The 19,347-nt window shown below is 36.5% G+C and carries 17 protein-coding genes and 1 pseudogene; 8 read left to right on the top strand and 10 right to left on the bottom strand.

The genetic code is table 11. The features are described from left to right. Positions 1-19: 19 nt before the first annotated feature. Entirely contained in the window at positions 20-1,144 is a 1,125-nt protein-coding gene (locus tag GMB29_RS02680) for an acyltransferase (RefSeq protein WP_136356019.1), read from the bottom strand. A gap of 464 nt (positions 1,145-1,608) precedes the next feature. Here GMB29_RS02680 and GMB29_RS02675 point away from each other — a divergent pair, with 464 nt between their 5' ends. From GMB29_RS02675 to GMB29_RS27165, 8 genes and pseudogenes are all read left to right on the top strand, one after another. Then, complete coding sequence (locus tag GMB29_RS02675) at positions 1,609-2,784, top strand: glycosyl hydrolase family 28-related protein (protein WP_168733901.1); 1,176 nt, start codon at positions 1,609-1,611, stop codon at positions 2,782-2,784. A 274-nt stretch (positions 2,785-3,058) separates the two neighbouring features. Further along, on the top strand, positions 3,059-3,964 hold the full coding sequence (locus GMB29_RS02670; protein ID WP_136356015.1) for a TIGR01777 family oxidoreductase: 906 nt from the start codon (positions 3,059-3,061) through the stop codon (positions 3,962-3,964). Between the two features lie 62 nt (positions 3,965-4,026). Continuing rightward, positions 4,027-5,148, top strand: coding sequence for an amidohydrolase (locus GMB29_RS02665; RefSeq protein ID WP_136356013.1), 1,122 nt, complete (start codon positions 4,027-4,029; stop codon positions 5,146-5,148). Positions 5,149-5,607: 459 nt separating this feature from the next. After that, on the top strand, positions 5,608-6,165 hold the full coding sequence (locus GMB29_RS02660) for a GNAT family N-acetyltransferase (RefSeq protein ID WP_136356011.1): 558 nt from the start codon (positions 5,608-5,610) through the stop codon (positions 6,163-6,165). A 120-nt stretch (positions 6,166-6,285) separates the two neighbouring features. Further along, positions 6,286-6,414, top strand: a complete 129-nt coding sequence (locus GMB29_RS02655; RefSeq protein ID WP_227551478.1) for a YfhE family protein — start codon at positions 6,286-6,288, stop codon at positions 6,412-6,414. A 79-nt stretch (positions 6,415-6,493) separates the two neighbouring features. Beyond that, positions 6,494-6,682: a YfhD family protein gene (locus GMB29_RS02650; RefSeq protein WP_136356007.1), complete on the top strand. Its 189-nt coding sequence runs from the start codon at positions 6,494-6,496 to the stop codon at positions 6,680-6,682. A 260-nt stretch (positions 6,683-6,942) separates the two neighbouring features. Further along, positions 6,943-7,470, top strand: a pseudogene (locus GMB29_RS27170) (peptidoglycan recognition protein family protein); the annotation flags it as partial. Then, positions 7,456-8,022, top strand: a complete 567-nt coding sequence (locus GMB29_RS27165) for a peptidoglycan-binding domain-containing protein (RefSeq protein ID WP_406600330.1) — start codon at positions 7,456-7,458, stop codon at positions 8,020-8,022. The pseudogene GMB29_RS27170 and the gene GMB29_RS27165, both read left to right, overlap by 15 nt. Before the next feature lie 169 nt (positions 8,023-8,191). Here GMB29_RS27165 and GMB29_RS02640 read toward each other — a convergent pair whose 3' ends face one another. The 9 genes from GMB29_RS02640 to GMB29_RS02600 form a co-directional block, all read right to left on the bottom strand. Next, complete coding sequence (locus tag GMB29_RS02640; protein WP_136356003.1) at positions 8,192-9,325, bottom strand: DEAD/DEAH box helicase; 1,134 nt, start codon at positions 9,323-9,325, stop codon at positions 8,192-8,194. A 600-nt stretch (positions 9,326-9,925) separates the two neighbouring features. Continuing rightward, positions 9,926-11,122, bottom strand: coding sequence for a class I SAM-dependent rRNA methyltransferase (locus GMB29_RS02635; RefSeq protein ID WP_136356001.1), 1,197 nt, complete (start codon positions 11,120-11,122; stop codon positions 9,926-9,928). A gap of 110 nt (positions 11,123-11,232) precedes the next feature. Further along, the gene (locus GMB29_RS02630; protein WP_136356000.1) at positions 11,233-12,201 is read right to left on the bottom strand and encodes a sugar phosphate isomerase/epimerase family protein; all 969 of its coding nucleotides are present in this window, start codon (positions 12,199-12,201) and stop codon (positions 11,233-11,235) included. A gap of 12 nt (positions 12,202-12,213) precedes the next feature. Further along, positions 12,214-13,230: a Gfo/Idh/MocA family protein gene (locus tag GMB29_RS02625; protein ID WP_136355998.1), complete on the bottom strand. Its 1,017-nt coding sequence runs from the start codon at positions 13,228-13,230 to the stop codon at positions 12,214-12,216. A gap of 5 nt (positions 13,231-13,235) precedes the next feature. Further along, positions 13,236-14,267, bottom strand: coding sequence for a Gfo/Idh/MocA family protein (locus GMB29_RS02620; RefSeq protein ID WP_136355996.1), 1,032 nt, complete (start codon positions 14,265-14,267; stop codon positions 13,236-13,238). A 130-nt stretch (positions 14,268-14,397) separates the two neighbouring features. Beyond that, positions 14,398-15,120 (bottom strand): ThuA domain-containing protein, encoded by a 723-nt coding sequence (locus GMB29_RS02615; protein WP_136355994.1) that lies wholly within the window; start codon positions 15,118-15,120, stop codon positions 14,398-14,400. Between the two features lie 329 nt (positions 15,121-15,449). Further along, positions 15,450-16,475 carry a LacI family DNA-binding transcriptional regulator gene (locus tag GMB29_RS02610; protein WP_136355990.1) on the bottom strand — a complete coding sequence of 342 codons (1,026 nt, stop codon included), beginning with the start codon at positions 16,473-16,475 and terminating at the stop codon, positions 15,450-15,452. Between the two features lie 459 nt (positions 16,476-16,934). Next, the gene (locus GMB29_RS02605) at positions 16,935-18,053 is read right to left on the bottom strand and encodes an NAD(P)/FAD-dependent oxidoreductase (protein WP_136355988.1); all 1,119 of its coding nucleotides are present in this window, start codon (positions 18,051-18,053) and stop codon (positions 16,935-16,937) included. 293 nt (positions 18,054-18,346) lie between these two features. After that, a complete protein-coding gene (locus GMB29_RS02600; protein WP_136355986.1) occupies positions 18,347-19,321 on the bottom strand; it encodes a sugar ABC transporter substrate-binding protein in 975 nt (324 codons plus the stop codon). Positions 19,322-19,347 lie beyond the last annotated feature (26 nt).

Here is a 19,347-nt window from a genome sequence, read left to right as displayed (position 1 = left end):
TCCTCTCACCTTGTATAAATTAGGCAAGCTGTTTTTTTTCCAGGTTCCCTTCTTCTGGCGGTGAAACATTCTTTACCTTTTTGATTTTGGGCACCGGGATCACAAAACTACTAAATGGGATCATTTGAACGACTCGAATAAAAATGACTGCAATGAGCATAACAGCTATAAACATAGCGGGTACGTAATTTACATGCCAATATTGTTCTGGTAAATGTCTTGCAAACAGATATAAGATCATAGGGTGAATCAAGTAGATACCCATTGAGTATTGTCCAATTAATGTTAAAGGCTTCTTTAAAACATTCCATTTAGAAAGCAACGGATACATTCCAATCACAGCAATACAAAGCAATGGTATATTGATCAAATTTGACGGTCTATTATTTGCAACATAACCATTTATCGTATACTCCACAACTGCACCAGCTGAAAGAATCAAAGCTAACACAAGCATTTTCCATGGACGCTTTGTGGCAAATTGGACAATTTCATCCCAAAAGTAAGCGAGAAAACCGCCAAAAGCAAAGTAAAAGATCCAGATAGGCATAAATGATTTACTAGCTAAAAATTCCCCTAGCGGTCCTTCTAAACCTGGATTAAAGCCATAAAGATTATAGCTTATTAACAACGAAACAAATGTCAGGATCAGCAAAAAGGTCTGGGTTCGAAAAATCTTTTGCAGAAAAGGAAAGATAAAATAGAATTGGATAACAATCACTACAAAATATAGGTGATAAAAAGAATTTCCGGTAACAATTTTCAAGACTTCCGCTCCAAGATCACCGAGTGATTGATTATCATACACGTATAGAAGAAGTCTGTAGGCCAAGCTCCAAATAAGGAATGGAAATAAAATCTTTGTTAAACGAGATTGAAAGAAATGCCCTAACTCAAAACCTCTTCTTTTCACTTGATAGAAAAGAAGAAACCCACTAATAACAGCGAAAATCGGGGTGCCAAATCGGCCAATTTGATTTAGAAAATAAGTAAACCAATTCCATGTGTCTTCATTCATCCCATAATTTGTAGCTGAAACATGTACACCAACAACTGCAAGACAAGCAAAGGCACGTAAAAAATGAATTTCATAAATATATTTCTTATTTTTTTGGCTGGGATGAATAGTAGTTATATTAGACATTCATTTTCCTCCTTCTTCAAAGTTCAACATCATTTTAATTCAATTACTTCTAAAGATGGGGTCATTTTATGAAAAGTAGTCTTTTGTCTTGGATTCATAAAAGGGACAATTTATTCATAAAATTTTAGATAATCACTCTATCATTTGCATCGAGCCGCTATGTTAATTTTCCTAAACAACTATTGAAAGGAAAATTTAATCAAAAGGTCTTATGCTTTTGCCAAAAATAATTTTCTTTTTTTTAATAACTTTTTAATATGCATCAGAATACTTAGAAATAGACAAATATATTTATCACTGCATCCCAAATATTAAAATCAAGAGAAACAATGTAAGGAAATCATCCTAAAAATTTAGAAGAAGGACAATATTTCAGCACAAATTATGAAATCATTTATCTATAAGGGTATTAATAGAAATGTAGAATACTATTAAAAGTATTAAATAAGAAAAGGAGTTTCATGGTGAAAAAAAAATTAACTATTTTTGCACTCTTGTTCGTCGTTTTGGTTATTTTGGTTAAGCTCAATTTCAGTGTAATTAACGTCAAAGATTATGGAGCTGTTGGTGACGGGGTTGTTGATGATACAAAAGCCATACAGAGGGCGTTACAGCAAGGTGCTAACCATAAAATTTATTTTCCTGAAGGCGAATATAAAATCACAAAGGAATTACATATTGGAGATCATACAGAAATCGATGGGAAAAATGCGAGCATAAAAGCAGCTTCAGACATGTTAACTGTTTTTAAAATTAAAGGAAGGAATATTTCCATTGATAACTTAACGATAAATGGAAATTTTTTATCATTACGAGGATTGACAATTGCTAATGGATCCGCTGATATTGAAATTACGAATAGTCGTATTCATAACTTTACACAACCGGATGACCCTGAGTTAAACCGATTAACAGTCAGTGCGATTAGAATTGAAGGCGGAACAAAACATATTACCTTAGAAAAGAATAAGATCCAAAATGTTATGGCAAAGAACCCGGTAAAAGGCTGGGATCATCTTATCGCAAGAGGGATATTAATAAGCCCAGCAAATGCAAAACAAAAAACAAGTAAACATATAAAAATCAGCAACTCAACCTTTACAAAAATAGGTCCAAAAGATGATGGAGATGGCATTGTCATACAAGGGTTTGAAGAACCAGTTGATGCTCAAATTCTGAACAATACCTTTCATTATAATTATAAACGAGCCATTAAGATCCAATCCCCAGGAGTTCTTATAAAAGAAAATAAAATCTATAATGGCTTTGATGAAAATAATTATTATACGACCTATTCATCAAATCGAAAATATGATATGTGGGCTGCGATCTCGGTATATGCAGACAACACAACGATCGAAAACAATAAAATAAGCGGGATTGGCAATTTCGGGAGAATTATTGATATAGCCAACGCTAGTCATATCAAAATAGTTGGAAATCACCTTGAAAATGGAATCAAGGGAAACTATAAGCAGTCTTCGATTGTTGCCATTACAAACAATATCTCAAACCATCTCTTAAAAGATTTTACGATATCTGATAATACATTTGTGAACGGGAAATTCGGGATCTATTCAAACAGCCAAATTACAAATTTCAAGGTTTGGGATAATAAACAAATCAATATTGGCGGCTAAAATGCTGTCATAAATAGATTTTATGGGCAGTTATCTCTCACCTTCTATCTAGGGGATGACTGCACGTTAATAAACAGCAATATCAAAGAAATATCAGCGATTTTTTCATTATATCAGCGAAAATTTTGATATATCAGCGAAATTCGGAAATATATCAGCGAAATCTAAAATATATCAGCGTTCGCTGATAAAACGACCTGCTAACTGGGAAAGGCCCCCTTCTATTCTGCATTCATAAGTGAAAAATAGATTAATCCTTAAGGAGTGAACGATCATGAAAATTGCAATCGCTGGTGGTACTGGTTTTATCGGTAAGCAGCTATCTCACTATTTTTTAAATGAAGGCCATGATGTGTTTATTTTAACGAGAAACAAAAAAACATCTTCAAATAAAAACTTACATTATGTCGAATGGCTATCAGACTCAGCAACTCCAGCAGATGCATTGGAAGGTGTTGATGCTGTTATAAATTTAGCTGGAAAATCGATAAATACCCGTTGGACGGAGAGCAATAAAAAAGAAATTATTGAAAGTAGATTGTCGGCAACAAGAGCCATCTATTCATTTATCAATAAACTAAATAAGAAGCCAGCCGTGTTCATTAATGCTAGTGCTATTGGAATATATGGCACATCATTAGTAAACACTTTTACCGAAGAATCTCAACAGATTGGAACAGATTTTCTAGCTGATACAGTAAAGGCTTGGGAAAAAGAAGCTGAAAAAGTGGCTGATTTACATGTTAGAACTATATTTGCAAGATTCGGTCTTGTCTTAGGCAAAGACCGTGCACTTCCTAAAATGATAACACCTTACAAATTTTTTGCTGGCGGCAGACTTGGCTCTGGTCAGCAATGGGTGTCATGGATACATATCGAGGATGTCGCAAGACTAATTGAATACCTCATACAGACACCAGATATTACTGGCCCAGTAAATGTAACCGCACCAAACCCAGTAAAAATGGATGAATTCGGTGAGACAATTAGCCATATTCTTCATCGCCCAAACTGGATTCCGGCTCCTTCAATTGCAATAAAAACATTATTGGGGGAAATGAGTATACTGATTTTAGAAGGGCAAAAAGTGGTACCAGAAAAGGCATTAAACCATGATTTTCAATTTTCATATCCTACTTTGGAAAAGGCCTTGTACCATTTACTGCAACCTTCTAATTGAAGCGGTTACTTTTTTGAAAATTAACAGCTTCACACAGTGAAAAACTTTGAATGGAGAAAGCTATGAAATCAACAATTTTTAGGCAAGCAACGGTTTATCCTGTTACTTCAGCGGTTAAGTATGAAACTGATGTACTTGTGGAGAATGGAAAGATCGCTGCCATAGGAAAAAATTTAACGATACCTGAAAACACAACTATCATTAATTGTAATGATTTGCATTTATTTCCCGGCTTTATTGATGTGCATACACATCTTGGTTTATATGACGAAGGTACTGGATGGGCAGGGAATGATGCAAATGAAACGACTGAACCACTTACTCCACATATTCGAGCAATAGATGGTGTTCATCCTCTAGATCCTGCTTTTAAGGATGCCATTAAATACGGTATTACGACTGTTCATGTTATGCCCGGAAGTTCCAATGTTATTGGCGGGACAACATCTGTCATAAAAACACATGGCTCTAACATCACAAAAATGATAATCCAAGAAACAGCTGGATTAAAAATTGCGTTAGGGGAAAATCCAAAGCGTGTGCACAGCCATGGAAATAAAGAATCGATTACAAGAATGGGAATTATGGGAATGCTTCGTGAAGCATTTTATAAAGCAAAAAAAAGTAAGGATTTCGATGACTTTCGTTTGATTCCCCTCCAAAAGGCACTCCGTCGTGAAATTCCTGTCCGCATTCATGCCCATCGTGCTGATGATATGATGAGTGCCATTCGATTTGCAGAGGAATTTAATCTAGATTTTCGTATTGAACATTGTACAGAGGGCCATTTAATTGCAGATGAATTAGTAGGCAAGCACGCTAAGGTTTGTATAGGGCCAACATTAACGAGAAAGTCTAAAATTGAACTTAAAAATAAAAGCTGGTCAACCTATCAAGCTCTATCTGAAAAAGGTGTCGAGGTGTCCATCACAACTGACCATCCCTACACCCCTATTCAATACTTAAATATTTGTGCTTCAATTGCTGTAAGGGAAGGGTTTAATGAACAAAAAGCTTTAGAGGGGATTACAATTGCTGCTGCTCGCAATTTACGAATAGCCGACCGTGTAGGTAGTATTGAGGTTGGCAAAGACGCTGATATCGTTATTTGGAATTACCATCCTTTCCATTATCTAGCTAAACCAAAAATAACAATGATAGATGGCGAAATAGTCTATTCATAAAAAAATAATTCTGCCATAAAATTATATTAGTATTAGAAACTACTCTTTACTACGGTTTGTCTACTCTTTTTAATACAAACCTTTTACTATAGTTAGGTAACGCGTTAAATGGTTAGGCAAGCGGACTATATTCCCACTTTTTCTGCCGAAAAAATAACATCGAAATGGCAGACTTCCTAGCGTAATAACTGCTATATTACGATAGGTAAATTTTTTTTGAAATTCGACAAAAAAGGAGTATCTTTTTTTTAGATTTTGACGTATTATACTTCATGGAGCAAGTTGAATAGACAATTTAATCTAGTAATGGGAAGGCAAATGGTGCGCCACCAGCTTTACTGGTTCTAGTGGGTTCGATTCCCACCCCGAAATTTTTTGAACGTAATAAGCTAACATAAAAAATTTCGAGGGTGGGTAAGACGCTACACGTGGAGTCTGCCCTCTATTGGAGGGATCCAAATGCTAAAAAAACGTGATATTCACGATTGCCATGCTCTTTATGATCACATGATTCACCCTGATGTCTTCCCTTTTGTCCGCCAAAAAGCAAATTCTTTTGAGGAATACCTTTTCTTAACCAAACAAACCATTGAAGCCGAAGAACGTGGTGAATTGATTTCACGTACAATTTTAGATGAATGGGGCTCTCCAATCGGTACGATTAGTTTGTTTGATATTCAAGATAATGCCGGCTTTTTAGGAACATGGCTAGGAAAACCATATCACGGAAAAGGCTATAACAAGCTTGCTAAAGATGCTTTTTTCGATGAGCTATTTTATGAATTAAATATCGATACAATCTTCTTAAGAATTCGCAAACAAAACATTCGCTCTACAAAAGCAGCTGAAAAACTGCCTTACGTTGTTAATGCAAATGAATCTAGAGCTTCTTTGCTTGAACAAATTAACAACGGAGAAGATTCATTTAACTTATTTGAAATTACAAAAGACCTTTATACTTTTTACACATATCACAATTCTTCTGAAACTGATGAAAATCAGCTTAAGGAAGCTTAAATATTTTACAGCTGGTGGGATCATGACGATCCCACCTTTTTATTTCTCTTCACTTAGTATGAATCAACTTCACCTTGTTAAAACTATTAATGAATACTATAATTTGGAAGGATGATTACATTGGCATCAGAAAAAAAGAAGCGTGACAGAATTAAGAGTACTCTTTCTAGCATGCAAGAAGTGACATATTCAAGAGAATTTAAAAATGCTGATCGTGCTGGTGGATACATAAGTAAACATAGGCACTAACTTCCAACATGAATTCATGAAAAAAAGCCATCCTAATCTTGAACAACATGTTCAAAGACATTAAAAGGGGGCTTTTTTCATGGGTCGTGGACACAAACATAAAACTCGTGATAAAAATAAAGGATCACTTCCTCAAGTACCTAAAAATTTAAAAAGAGATGGCGTTGACGAAGAATTTTCTCGTGAGCTTGCTGATCAAGCAGATTTAGAAGCACAAGCGCGAGCAAATGCCGCTAATCAAAGACAAAGTACGAATAGAAATCGTTAAATTAAAAAGGAGTGGCTATCCACTCCTTTTTCACATTTTGTGGATAACTTTACTTGAAAATTGTGAATATTGTTAATAAGTTGTTAATATCTCTACAAACCGAAACTAGATTATCCACATATTATCCTCAATTTTCAAAAAATTCATCTTCTTGACTGTGGACAATGTTAATTGTTAATAACTTGTCTTGCTTTCACATATCACCCTTCATCTTAATATACTAATAATGGATTGTATTCAAAAATGACTGGGGTGTATATTTGTTGACATACGAGATCACAAGAGACTATATTCGAACTGGTAATTCCCGCTCTGGGCAACGTATTGGAACTGTCCGCTTTATTGTTAGTCATGATACTGGAAATCCGGGTTCAACTGCATATGGCAATCGAAATTATTTTGATAGACAGCAACCTTCCGCATCAGCACACACCTTTATTGATGATAAATTTATTCTGGAAATCATTCCTTTAAGTGAAAAAGCCTGGCATGTCCGTTCCAATGTTACAGGTGATAATAGACGGTATGGTGCTAATTCAAACGATGCCGCAATTGGCGTAGAATTATGCCATGGCGGAAAAATTAACTTTGAACAGGCTTATAATCGCTACGTATGGTATCATGCATACTTATGCGAGAAATTTAACTTAAATCCTAATAAGGATATTGTTGCACATGCCACACTTGATCCATCTAGACGGACAGACCCAATTAATATTTTAAGATCACATGGAATTTCATGGTCAATGTTTATCGAAGATGTTTCAGAAACTTTGCGTAACTTTAATGGCTCAACACAAGAAGCTCCTCCTTCAGCTTCACCTCCTCAAACGTCTAAACCTGCTAAACCTGTAGTTAAAAGTTCGACAGTAAAATTACCTATTGGAGAAGGTGACTCAGGAGCATTTGTTAAAGATATTCAAGAAGAGTTAATAAAAGCAGGATACAGATTACCTCGTTATGGAGCAGATGGACAATTTGGAGAAGAAACTGAAAATGCAGTCATGAAATTTCAAAAGAACTTTAATCTTACAGTCGATGGATTAGTAGGACCTATTACATTAAATAAACTACAAGAAGTAAATCAACAAAGAAGATCTGCTACTGACTTCCCTTTACCATCTGGTGTCTTGCGCATAGGGAGCCAAGGTGAAGGTGTGAAACAAGTTCAAAGAGCTTTAAAGCAAATAAATTTCGATCCAGGAACCATTGATGGAATTTATGGTACTCGTACTGAAGATGCTGTTAGGAGATTTCAATCCTTATATGCTGCTTTAGCTGATGATGGAGTGTACGGTCCTAATACACGCAAATATATTAGAATGGAATTGGATGATTAAAACATGTCCTCAAAAAATATGTATAACGTAAGCAAAAGCCGCATAAAGTATTATTACATCAGAGAACTTACACCACGTTATGAAAGCACGCTGCTCATATAGAGTGGCGTGTTTTCCTGTCACACTTCATAAAAATAGGCCTGACTGAAAAAATGTCAGACCCTCCTGCTTATACTTCTACTAACTCACCCTTGTATAGTCTATTCTTCTTAAGGTTTATATTGAGTTCTTTCGCTAATTTCTTTAATTCTCTTTCCTCACGCTCCGTTACAAACGAAACAACTGTTCCAGAGGCTCCTTGTCTTCCAGTTCTTCCTGAACGATGAACATATTGTGTTGTACTCACAGGTACATCAAAATGAATCACATGTGAAAGATTCGCAATATCAAGACCTCTTGCTGCCACATCTGTTGCAAGTAAAAGACCTTGGTTATCAGATCTCATGCTCTTTAGTGCAGCTTCTCTTTCTTCCTTTTTCGTATCGCTGTGTAAAAGATGGATATCCACACCTTTAAATTCTAATTTTTCAGCAAGGACATCAAGGTTTCCAATATCTTTAACAAACACTAATGCTTTCATGCGGACAGTTTTCGCTATTCTTTCTAACAGCTCAATCTTTTCTCTTTGTTCACATAAAAGATAAATATGTTCCACATCACCCACTGGAATTTCATCTACCCCTACTTGAATGACCTCCGGGTTTTTCTTCATTAGATCTCTAGCTCTTGATTCTGTGCTTTCATTTAAAGTTGCTGAGAACAAAACAACTTGACGATCATTTAAGGTTGTTTTTATGATTTCTTTGATTGTATTTTTATGTTCAGGAGTAAGCAATTGATCTCCTTCATCTAAAACGATCGTGTTTACAGCATGCATTTTCAACTTTTTCATTTTAATCAATTCATGAATTCGACCAGGCGTTCCAACGATTATTTGAGGACTCTTCTTTAATTTTTCAACTTGACGTTTAATATTAGCCCCGCCGATAAGAGATGCACTTGTTAATCCGCTACCTTCAGCCCACTTTTTAATTTCCTCGAAAATTTGCATAACTAACTCTCTTGAAGGTGCAAGGATCACTACTTGAGCATTCTTTTTATTCGCATCGATATTATTTAATATTGGTAACACATATGCAAGTGTTTTTCCCGTTCCAGTTGGAGACTCCGCAATTATATCTTTTCCTTCTAAAATAAGAGGGATCGATTTTGTTTGAATGGCAGTTGCTTCCTTGAAATTCGCCTTCTCCCAATTCGATTGGATAAACGGTTTTAAATCCGCTAAAAAATTCATTTGTGTCATTAATAGTAATCTCCTTTATCTAAATATAAAGCTTATGTATGGTTAATATTTGCCTTCACGAGCAAATTCGTACTGTATAAAAAACGATTGAAAGTCACCCATTATAGTACAGCTAAATAACAATAAAAGCAAAACTATTCTCTTTATCGTTTTCCATAGCTCTTATCACTACATTCTCATCTCTTTCTTTGACATGTTTCTTTATGAGATGGTATAACTGCCTTGTTAAGCATAGCATGGATAACGGATCATTCGTCATATTTCCCCAGAAATAATTGTCATTCCTCAAAATAGTAGAATGATTGACAGATTAATAACTAGTTTTCACCTCTATCTTTCTCCAATATTCCCAATAACTAGAAAGATGCACTTTCACCAGCATTCTCTCTACTGCTGTTTTCAAACTCCTTGTTACGAAAACATTGTTTTTAGTCCTACTTAAGGATCAAGAGCTGATGTGTATCTTAGCTAGTCTTTGCTCCCTTTTTAAAAAGAGGAAAAAAAGGAAAATACGAGTGTGCATGTATAAACATTCTTAAAAAATAGACTGCCACATAAGAGCTTTCCTGACAGTCAATTTCCTAAGTGAGAACCTATTTTCTAAGACTGTTTTTTTATAAAAACTACTTTTAAATAGTTTCCTTCTTTAAATTCTTTTATTGTCTTAAAATCCTGCGGGAGGCTAAACTCTTCGAGAATTTCATATGTCTCACCAGACTCATGAAAAGCCTTTTCGATAAAGCCCTTGAATTTATTCATTCCGAAGGTGCTGCAGTTTGATGAAGCAACAATCATACCATTTTTCTCTGTAATAGCAATCGCTTGCTTTAATAGATCGGGATAATCCTTCCCTGCACTAAACGTATGTTTTTTTGAGCGGGCAAAGCTTGGTGGGTCTAATATAACCATATCGAATAGCAAATTCTTTCTTACAGCATATTTAAAATAATGAAACACATCTTCAACGATGATATCATGTGCTTCATAATCAAGACCATTTACACTAAATTGTTCAATTGTTTTCGCTTTACTGCGATTTGCAAGGTCAACACTCGTTGTTTTCGCTGCACCTCCTAATGCAGCAGCGACAGAAAACGCCCCTGTATAAGAGAACGTATTTAACACAGTTTTCCCTCTTGCATATTTATCTCGAATCGTTTTCCTAACATCTCTTTGATCAAGAAATACTCCAACCATTGCACCATCATTTAAATAAATGGCAAATCGAATTCCATTTTCCTTCACAATAAGCGGGAAATTTGCTCTTTCTCCGACTACAAAATCATCATCTTCTATATACGTCCCTTTGACATCAAAGCGCTTTTTTTCATAGAGCCCTTTAAACTCTATTAAATTTGTTAAAGACTGAGTCACAGCTTCTTTAAAATGATAAATCCCTTCACTATACCAACTCATAACAAAATAACCATCATAATAATCGATCGTTAAGCCGCCAATCCCGTCGCCTTCACCATTAAAAACTCGAAAGGCCGTTGTGTCAGGATCTTCAAAAAGAAAATGGCGTTCTTCTAATGCTCGTCTTATTTTTTTTTCGAAGAAAGCTTGATCAATCACCTCATGTTGATTTCTCGATAAAACCCAACCTCGGCCTTTGTTTTGTTTCCCATAGTATCCCTTTGCAAGAAACTGATTTTTCTCATCATATAAATCGATAATTGTACCTTCTACTTTTAAGGCATCACTATTTTTAATGGCATCCTTGTTGATTAGCGGGTTGCCTGCTTTCATATATTTCACAAAATCTGATTTTACCTGTAATCGAACTGCATTCTTCATTTATCCACCCAATCATTCTTATATAATTTAAAATACGAATCTTTACCATCATACCCATTTTCTATAAAAAAATAAAACCCCTCTTGAATGTCAAGAGGGGAAGAATCATCTTATACCCACCACATTTGTGATGGTGTTTCATTAATTAATACACCTTTAAGATTCGTTACAGCTCGTTCAAAGCCTTCATCAATCGACATGATTGGATCTTCGTGCTCAATGCTTACGACATAATCATAGTTGTACGTACGAAGTGCACTCATGATGTCATTCCACTCAGTTAAGCTATGACCGCATCCAACAGATCGAAATGTCCAAGCTCTTGTCTGTACTTCACCGTATGGCTGCATATCTGTTAAACCATACATATTGACATTATCCTGATCAATATAAGTATCTTTCGCATGGAAATGGTGAATCGCATTTGCTTTTCCTAAAATTTTGATTGCAGCAACTGGATCAATTCCTTGCCACCACAAATGACTTGGATCTAAATTTGCACCGATCGCATCACAAGTTGCCTCACGAAGCTTAAGCAATGTATAAGGAGTGTGAACTAAAAATCCGCCGTGTAATTCCAACCCAATTTTTACATTATGCTCTTGTGCATATTGGCCAACTTCTTTCCAATAAGGAATTAATTTTTCTTCCCATTGCCACTTTAACACATCACCATATTCATTTGGCCATGGTGTAACTGGCCAGTTCGGATATTTAGCACCTTCATGGTCACCTGCTGTGCCCGAGAATGTATTAACAACCGGAACGTTTAATAAGGATGCTAGTTTAATTGTTTTTAAAAGTGTTTCATGACTGTCGTTTGCAAATTCCTTATCAGGCGAAATGGGATTTGCATGACAGCTAAACGCACTAATGATTAAGTTTTTGTCCTGTATCTTTGCTGCATATTCGTTACGCTTCTCTTCACTCTCTAATAATGCATCTAAATCACAATGGCTGTTTCCGGGATACCCTCCTGTACCGATCTCTACTGCATGAAGTCCTGAAGCTTTTACGCGATCTAACATATCCTCAAATGATTTATCATTAAAAAGAACTGTGAATACACCTAGTTTCATTGAAACTCCTCCTTATTTTGCGTCAGCGGATTTATAAATTTCATCAATAATTTGTGAAACTTGCAATGCCTCTTCAGGCTTTACGATCAGTTCAGCTTGACCAAGGCAAGCATCAATGAAGTTTTTCGCTTGGGCGAGACCTGGATCATCCTCACCTGGCACCCAAGCAGGCTGACTATTCATGAGCATGCCATTCTTTGCCGTATAAAGTTCAAGCGGGAAAACACTTATTCCACCTTCGACACCTGAAATACTCACATGTTCTTGGTCATCTAAAATATTGGCCGCCCAAGATGTTTCAAGTAAAAGAGATGCCCCATTTTCAAATTTAATATAAGCAGTTACATGATCATCAACATCAAATGTTTCATGATCAAATGCTCCCCATTGATTTACACTATTTGGTGTTTTACTTAACATATTATACGTACTACCATTGACTGAAATATGTTTCGGGCTCCCCATTAACCATATGGCTAAATCAAGCAGGTGGCAGCCGTAATCAATTAAACTGCCTCCGCCTTGAAGAGATTTGTTTGTAAACACACCCCAGCCAGGCACTTTTCTGCGGCGCAATGCTTGAACTCTTGTTACAAGCGGCGTTCCAACCTCTTTCATCAATTGTTTTGCAGCTTGGGAATTTTTCATAAAGCGATAATGGTAGGCAATCGCAAGTACTTTATTTGAACGCTGTGATGCCTCAAGCATTTTTTCACATTCTTCTGCAGACAATGCCATTGGTTTTTCACATAGAACGTGTACACCTGCTTCGAGTGCAGCAACTGTTATTTCAGCATGAAATTTGTTCGGTGTACAAATAATGACGGCATCTACTACGTTAAACATATCATGATAATCATCAAAAACATGTACAATGTTATACTTAGCAGCAACTTCCTGTGCCCTTTCCTTGTTCACATCACTTACTGCTGTAATGACGCATTCTTCCTTTAACGCCTGAAGTGCTGGGATATGTCTTCCTTGGGCAATTCCACCCACACCGATGATTCCGAATTGTAACTTACCCATTGATATCACTCAAATACTTTTGCAATCGTCTTCGTATCGTTTGATTTGATTGCTGCAAGAATAACCGCTAATGATCTCATACCTTCTTCACCACTAATGAGCGGCTCTGTATTTTGAGTAACGGAATCTACAAAGTGATCAATAACATGTGTTGTTTTTTGGCCGCCTTCATCATTTGATTGGATTTTACCCAGTTCATAATTTACAACTTCACCATTTGAATAATGAACAATTAATGAATAAGTTGGATGATCTTCTAAACGGATAATGGCCTTTTCTCCATAGATAATTGTTGAATTATCTTCTTTTGCTGTATAAGACCAGCTCGCAGCAAGTGTGCCAATAATTCCGCTTTCTGTTTTTAGCGCACAAACAGCAGTATCATCGACATCAGCAAAGTCCTTCGCAGTTGTTTCAATAAATGCTCCAACTTCAACAATCTCTTCATCTAGTAAATAGCGCAGCAAATCTGTTTTATGAACACCTAGATCCCCCATTGCACCGATATATGCTTTTTCTTTTTGGAAGAACCAGCTATCTTTTCCATCAACACTCCAACCCTCTGGACCAGGATGACCAAATGCTGTGCGGAAGCTATAAATCTTTCCGATTGAACCGCTTTCAATTAATTGACGAGCAAGCTGATGAGAACGGACAAAACGTTGGTTATGTGCAATCATAAGTTTTTTGCCGCTTTTCTCTGCTGCTTGAATCATTGCCTCTGCTTCCTCTCTAGAAGTAGCCATTGGCTTTTCACATAATACATGTAATCCGTTATTTAGCGCTTCAATTGAAATTGGTGCATGAAGATAATTTGGTGTACACACACTTACAGCATCTACTTCACCACTTTGGATAAGTTCTTTATAGTCTGTATATGCCTTCGCTTGATATTTGCTTGCTATTTCCTTTACTCTGTCCTCAACTATGTCACAAACGGCAACTAATTCAACGTCTTTGTTTGCCGCATATTCTAAAAGATGACGATGTTGGGCAATACTCCCACATCCAATTACTCCGATTCTTAATTTAGCCATTTCCATCATTCCTCCTGTTTTATATGAAAATATAAGTTTCCTCTTTCATAAATGATTTGTTGCTAATAAACCTTTAAAATATATGTGTTTTCATTTCTGGATCATGACATGGTACTTCTGCTTCTCTCCGTTATTTTGCAGAAATCGTCTCTAATGGCTGTGCATTTCCATAAACAGGGCGGTTTCTGATTACTGGTTTTACGTATTTCACAGCGTTCTTAATGACTTGTTGTACTTGTTCATTGTGATATGTCGGATATGTTTCATGACCTGGACGGAAATAAAAAATCTTTCCATTTCCGCGCTTGAACGTACATCCACTACGGAAGATTTCTCCACCTTCGAACCAGCTTGTAAAAATCAATTCATCAGGTGCTGGAATATCAAAATGTTCACCATACATTTCTTCTTGTTCTAATTCAATATACTCACCAATACCTTCAGCTATCGGATGTGTTGGATCAACTACCCAAAGGCGTTCTTTTTCATCTGCTTCTCGCCATTTTAAGTCACAGCTTGTTCCCATTAACACTTTGAAGATTTTTGAGAAGTGGCCTGAATGAAGAACGATTAGCCCCATTCCATCTAGCACTCGTTGTTGGACCTTTTTCACAATTTCATCTTCAACTTCTCCATGAGCAAGATGCCCCCACCAAACTAATACATCTGTATTTTCTAATACTTCATCTGTAAGACCATGCTCCGACTCATCTAGAGTTGCTGTTCTTACGTCATTGTTATCTGCTTGAAGAAATTCAGCAATTGCGCCGTGAATTCCTTTTGGATAAATCTCACTTACTACTGGATTTTTCTGTTCATGTCTATTTTCATTCCATACAGTAACTTTTGTCATAGTATCCACCCTAATCTATTGTTTTTTATTTAGGCTGTTTTCGCATACTTTGTTGCTTTTTACCAAGTAGTGGGGTTTGGTTGATTGCAGCGAGAGATGCACGATGACCGCGGGGCGGGCGGTGAGCCTCCTCGGCGTTAACGCCTGCATGAGTCTCACCTGTCCGCTGCTCCCGCTGGAGTCTCGCAATCTGCTCCAATCAACCTTAAATAGTATTCGTTCTAAAAGCAACAATCTCTTAGAAAAGAGCCTTTATTTAATAGGAAAAATAAATAATTTAACCGGTTAACTTTCCATACTTTATGACGAGATTAGATGAAATCACCTCCTTAAATGCTTGCTGTCGAGTCTCGAATAACAAGCTCTACAGGCAGCATGATTCCTTTTATTTCTTTATCATTATTCTCAATGGCTTCAATCGCGATTTGTGCAGAAACTGCTCCTTTACGAAAAACATCCTGACGAATCGTTGTTAAACTTGGTGACGTATAACGACTAATCATCAAATCATCAAATCCAACAATTGAGATATCGTCTGGAACTTTAATTCCATTATCAGTTAGCGCTTTCATAATTCCAAACGCAGTGATGTCTGCAGATGTAAAAACTGCTGTCATTTCTAGATTTTTCGCCATTTCATATCCTAGTTTATAGCCGTTTTCAAAGGAATTCGTTCCGCCTTCAATAATCATGCTCGGTTTGAACTCAATATTTGCTTCAGATAAGGCACGCTTAAATCCTAAAAAACGTTGCCCGTCGACATCGCGATCGATTCTCCCATTCGGAACAAATCGGATCTGATTATGTCCTAGATCGATTAAATGCTTTGTTCCTAAGTATCCACCTAATTCATCATCGATTCGGATATTATGATAAAGATTTGTATCACTTTCAAACGAATCGACAAACACTAACGGTAAAGATAACGTTTTCATTTCTTTGTGAACTTTTTGCGAAAACTTTCCTATCACAAGCAGAGCGTCTAAATTGCGTTTCATTACCCAGCTTTTGCATTCTTCCGCTTCTGAGATACCAGAAATAAGAAAATCAAATCCATTGTTCCTGCATTCATATTCAACTCCGCTAAGCAACTCACTAAAATAATGATTTTCTTTAAAAATCGGTGCAAGTGAACCGCCTACTAACGGCAATATGATGCCAAGCATCTTAGATTTTCTTTTCGATAAGCTAATAGCAGTGAAATCAGGTTGATAGTTTAGTTGTTCGATAGATAATAAAACTCTTTCTTTCGTGTCCTCTGAAACCTTTTTTACACCATTTAGAACATAAGATACTGTTGCAGATGACACACCAGCGTGTTTTGCGACGTCACGTATCGTTATTTTTTGTTTCATAGTTCCTCCAGTTAAGCGGTTAACTAACGTTAAATTCATTATATTATAGGCGGCTTAGAAGATCAATAAGGTAATATGGTTGTTTCAAAAGTTTTTTATAATGTTAGTAGTGCGGATAAGTCGAGAACCGAGTTGTTCGATCCTTCCAAAGGCTAAAATCCTTTCCTCCCGTTCTACTTCTAAACTTGTATTCATCGTATGTATAGAACCCAATTTTTTGGAAATAATGTTTCTATACTTTATAGATTGTGAGGTTACTATAATGAAAAATGTGATTCCTGCCACTTTATTAGTGTTTTTTACTCTTGTTGGTTTTAGTGTGTATTTTCTGTATCAGCTTTGTGTATTTACCGTTAATGTAATGGTTTATTCGCTTTAAATTTCACACCACTACGAATGAAGTTACTGAGATTTTGCATAATAAGAATCCCATCGTCTGATGGGATTCTTCAAAGGAACCTATGCCTCAAGTGCCCCGGCAACATCATATAGACTTAAATCAATTTCTAAAGGCTTATCAAGTGCAAGCTTTGCTAGTTCAGCACCAAGATATGGACCACTTGTTAAGCCTGATGCTCCTAATCCATTTGCAAATAAAAGGCCTTGATATGTCGGTAATGCCCCAATGACAGGTAAGAATCCAGGTGTGAACGGGCGGAAGCCTACCCTTGTTTCAAGCATCGTGCCATCTGCTAAACCTGGGGCAATGGTTAAGGCCTTGCTAAAAATTTCGTAAAGTCCGCCTGCTGTTACTCGGTAGTCAAGACCTGCTTCATCTTCATGTGTTGCCCCAATGACGACCCGTCCATTTTCAAATGTAAGGATATATTGGTCATTTGGCGGCATGACAACTGGCCATTGACTCGTATCAGTATTCTGCATTTCAAGATGAACGATTTGAGCTTTCTGCGGCGAAACTAAAAATTGAACACCTAATGGCTGTAATAATTCCTTCGCCCATGCTCCTGCTGTGACAAGTACTTTGTCAGCTACTATCGTTTTGCCCTGCAACTTGATGCCAGTTACTTTATCATTAGTATGGATAAGTTTTGCATCCCCATAAAGAACTTTAGCTCCATGCTTTTTTGCACCATTAACTAAAGCTTCACGAAGTGCTCTTCCATTCACACGTGCCCCTCCGCTTACATGGACAGATCCATAATCCTCTGCTAATAGCGGAAACAATCTTTTTGTTTCCGCTGCTGATAAAATGGTAATTTCCCCAATTTCTGGTGCATCCTCACGGCGTTTTCTCGCTCGCTCAGCCATCTTTTCTAACTTATCAGCATCATGGTGGATACTTATTGCACCTACACGTTTATATCCTGTATCTGTTTCTCCATCTGCTTTTAATTGCTCAACCAATTCCGGATAGTATCTCGCTCCGCCTTTCACTAGTTGATACCACGCTTTATTTCGACGCTGTGAAAGCCAAGGACAAACAATACCTGCTGCAGCATCTGTTGCTTGTCCTTGATCTTGACGATCAACAAGCGTCACGTCACTACCTAATTTTGCGAGATGATAAGCGGTTGATGCTCCGAGTATCCCCGCTCCAACGATGACGAATTTTTTCATATATTAAACACCTTTTCGTTTGTCAGTTTTTTATGTTTTCTTTATTTTACTAAACAATGGAATGCTACTCAATTCACTTGCGATTATGCTCCTGCCTTTCAATTTAAAAAACCAACTGAATCTTTTTCAGTTGGTTGGCTTAGAATCTACACCATTCTATAAGATTCCTCTTTTAAGGAGTTTTTTCAAACTAGGCAACTAACCTAACTTGCTAGCATCAATATTGAAATCCTTTAAATTAAAACAAAAAATCCCCACCAATAGGCAAGGGGAACTGCATTTTGATTATTCATCTACCTTTTCGACTCGACCGTTCCATTCTTTTTATTATACAACTTTATCAAAAATTCGTGTCTATCTTTTGCATTACCTTCAACAATAATGTCTACTCCACTATCTATAAAGGAATCTACCTTTTCTCCTTTTGTCACCTTCAAGGCAGTTTCAACACTTAGGTATCCCATATCATAAGGATTTTGGGCAACGGTGCCTGGAATCGTTCCGTTAAGGATTAAATCAATCATTTCTGTTATACCATCTGCCCCGATGACTGGTATATTTAGACCCTGATTTTTAATTTCTTTTAATACTTCTAATGCCATCGTATCATGTGTTACTATGACACCTTTTATAGAGGGATAATCATGCAACATCTTTGCAACTGTATTCTTTATTGTTTTTTCCTCATCAGATATGCCAAATCTTTCAACTGCGATATCGATTCCTGCTTCTTTTAATGCTTCTTTGTTTCCTTGTATTCTTTCAGCAAAAACTGAGAAATTTGGATCCCCGCCAATAAGAGCCACTTGATCTCCGGGTTGAAGCTGTGAAGCAATAAATGCTCCAGCCGTTTCCCCTAAATCTATGTTATTTGTACCAATATAAGAGGTTTTATTTACCCAGGGAAGATCTGTCGATACAAGTAAAACTGGAATTTTATTATTAACGAATTTTTCTAACTCAGGAATATAGTTAAGTGATTGTCCCGAGACAATTAGTGCATCTGGTTTTTCTTTTTGGATACCTTTTAATATTTCAATTATTTCTTTATCAGTACCATTTTTTGATGCAAGCACTTTTCCTTCAATCCCAAAGTCCCTGAATCCTTTTTCAGCGCCTGCTTTAATCGTGTTCCAATATTCTATATTTAAATTATCCAACACAACAATTACTTTAGGCTTATCATCTGCAAGTGACTTTGTAATAAACCCACCTAATATAACCACTATAATCAACATAATAAGAATAAATGCTTTGTTTTTTTTCACTAATTCCCCTCCTCTCTTCAAGAATA

It is taken from the genome of Metabacillus sediminilitoris (assembly GCF_009720625.1).
Lineage (GTDB): Bacteria > Bacillota > Bacilli > Bacillales > Bacillaceae > Metabacillus > Metabacillus sediminilitoris.
This window is presented reverse-complemented; position numbering and strand designations above follow the sequence as displayed.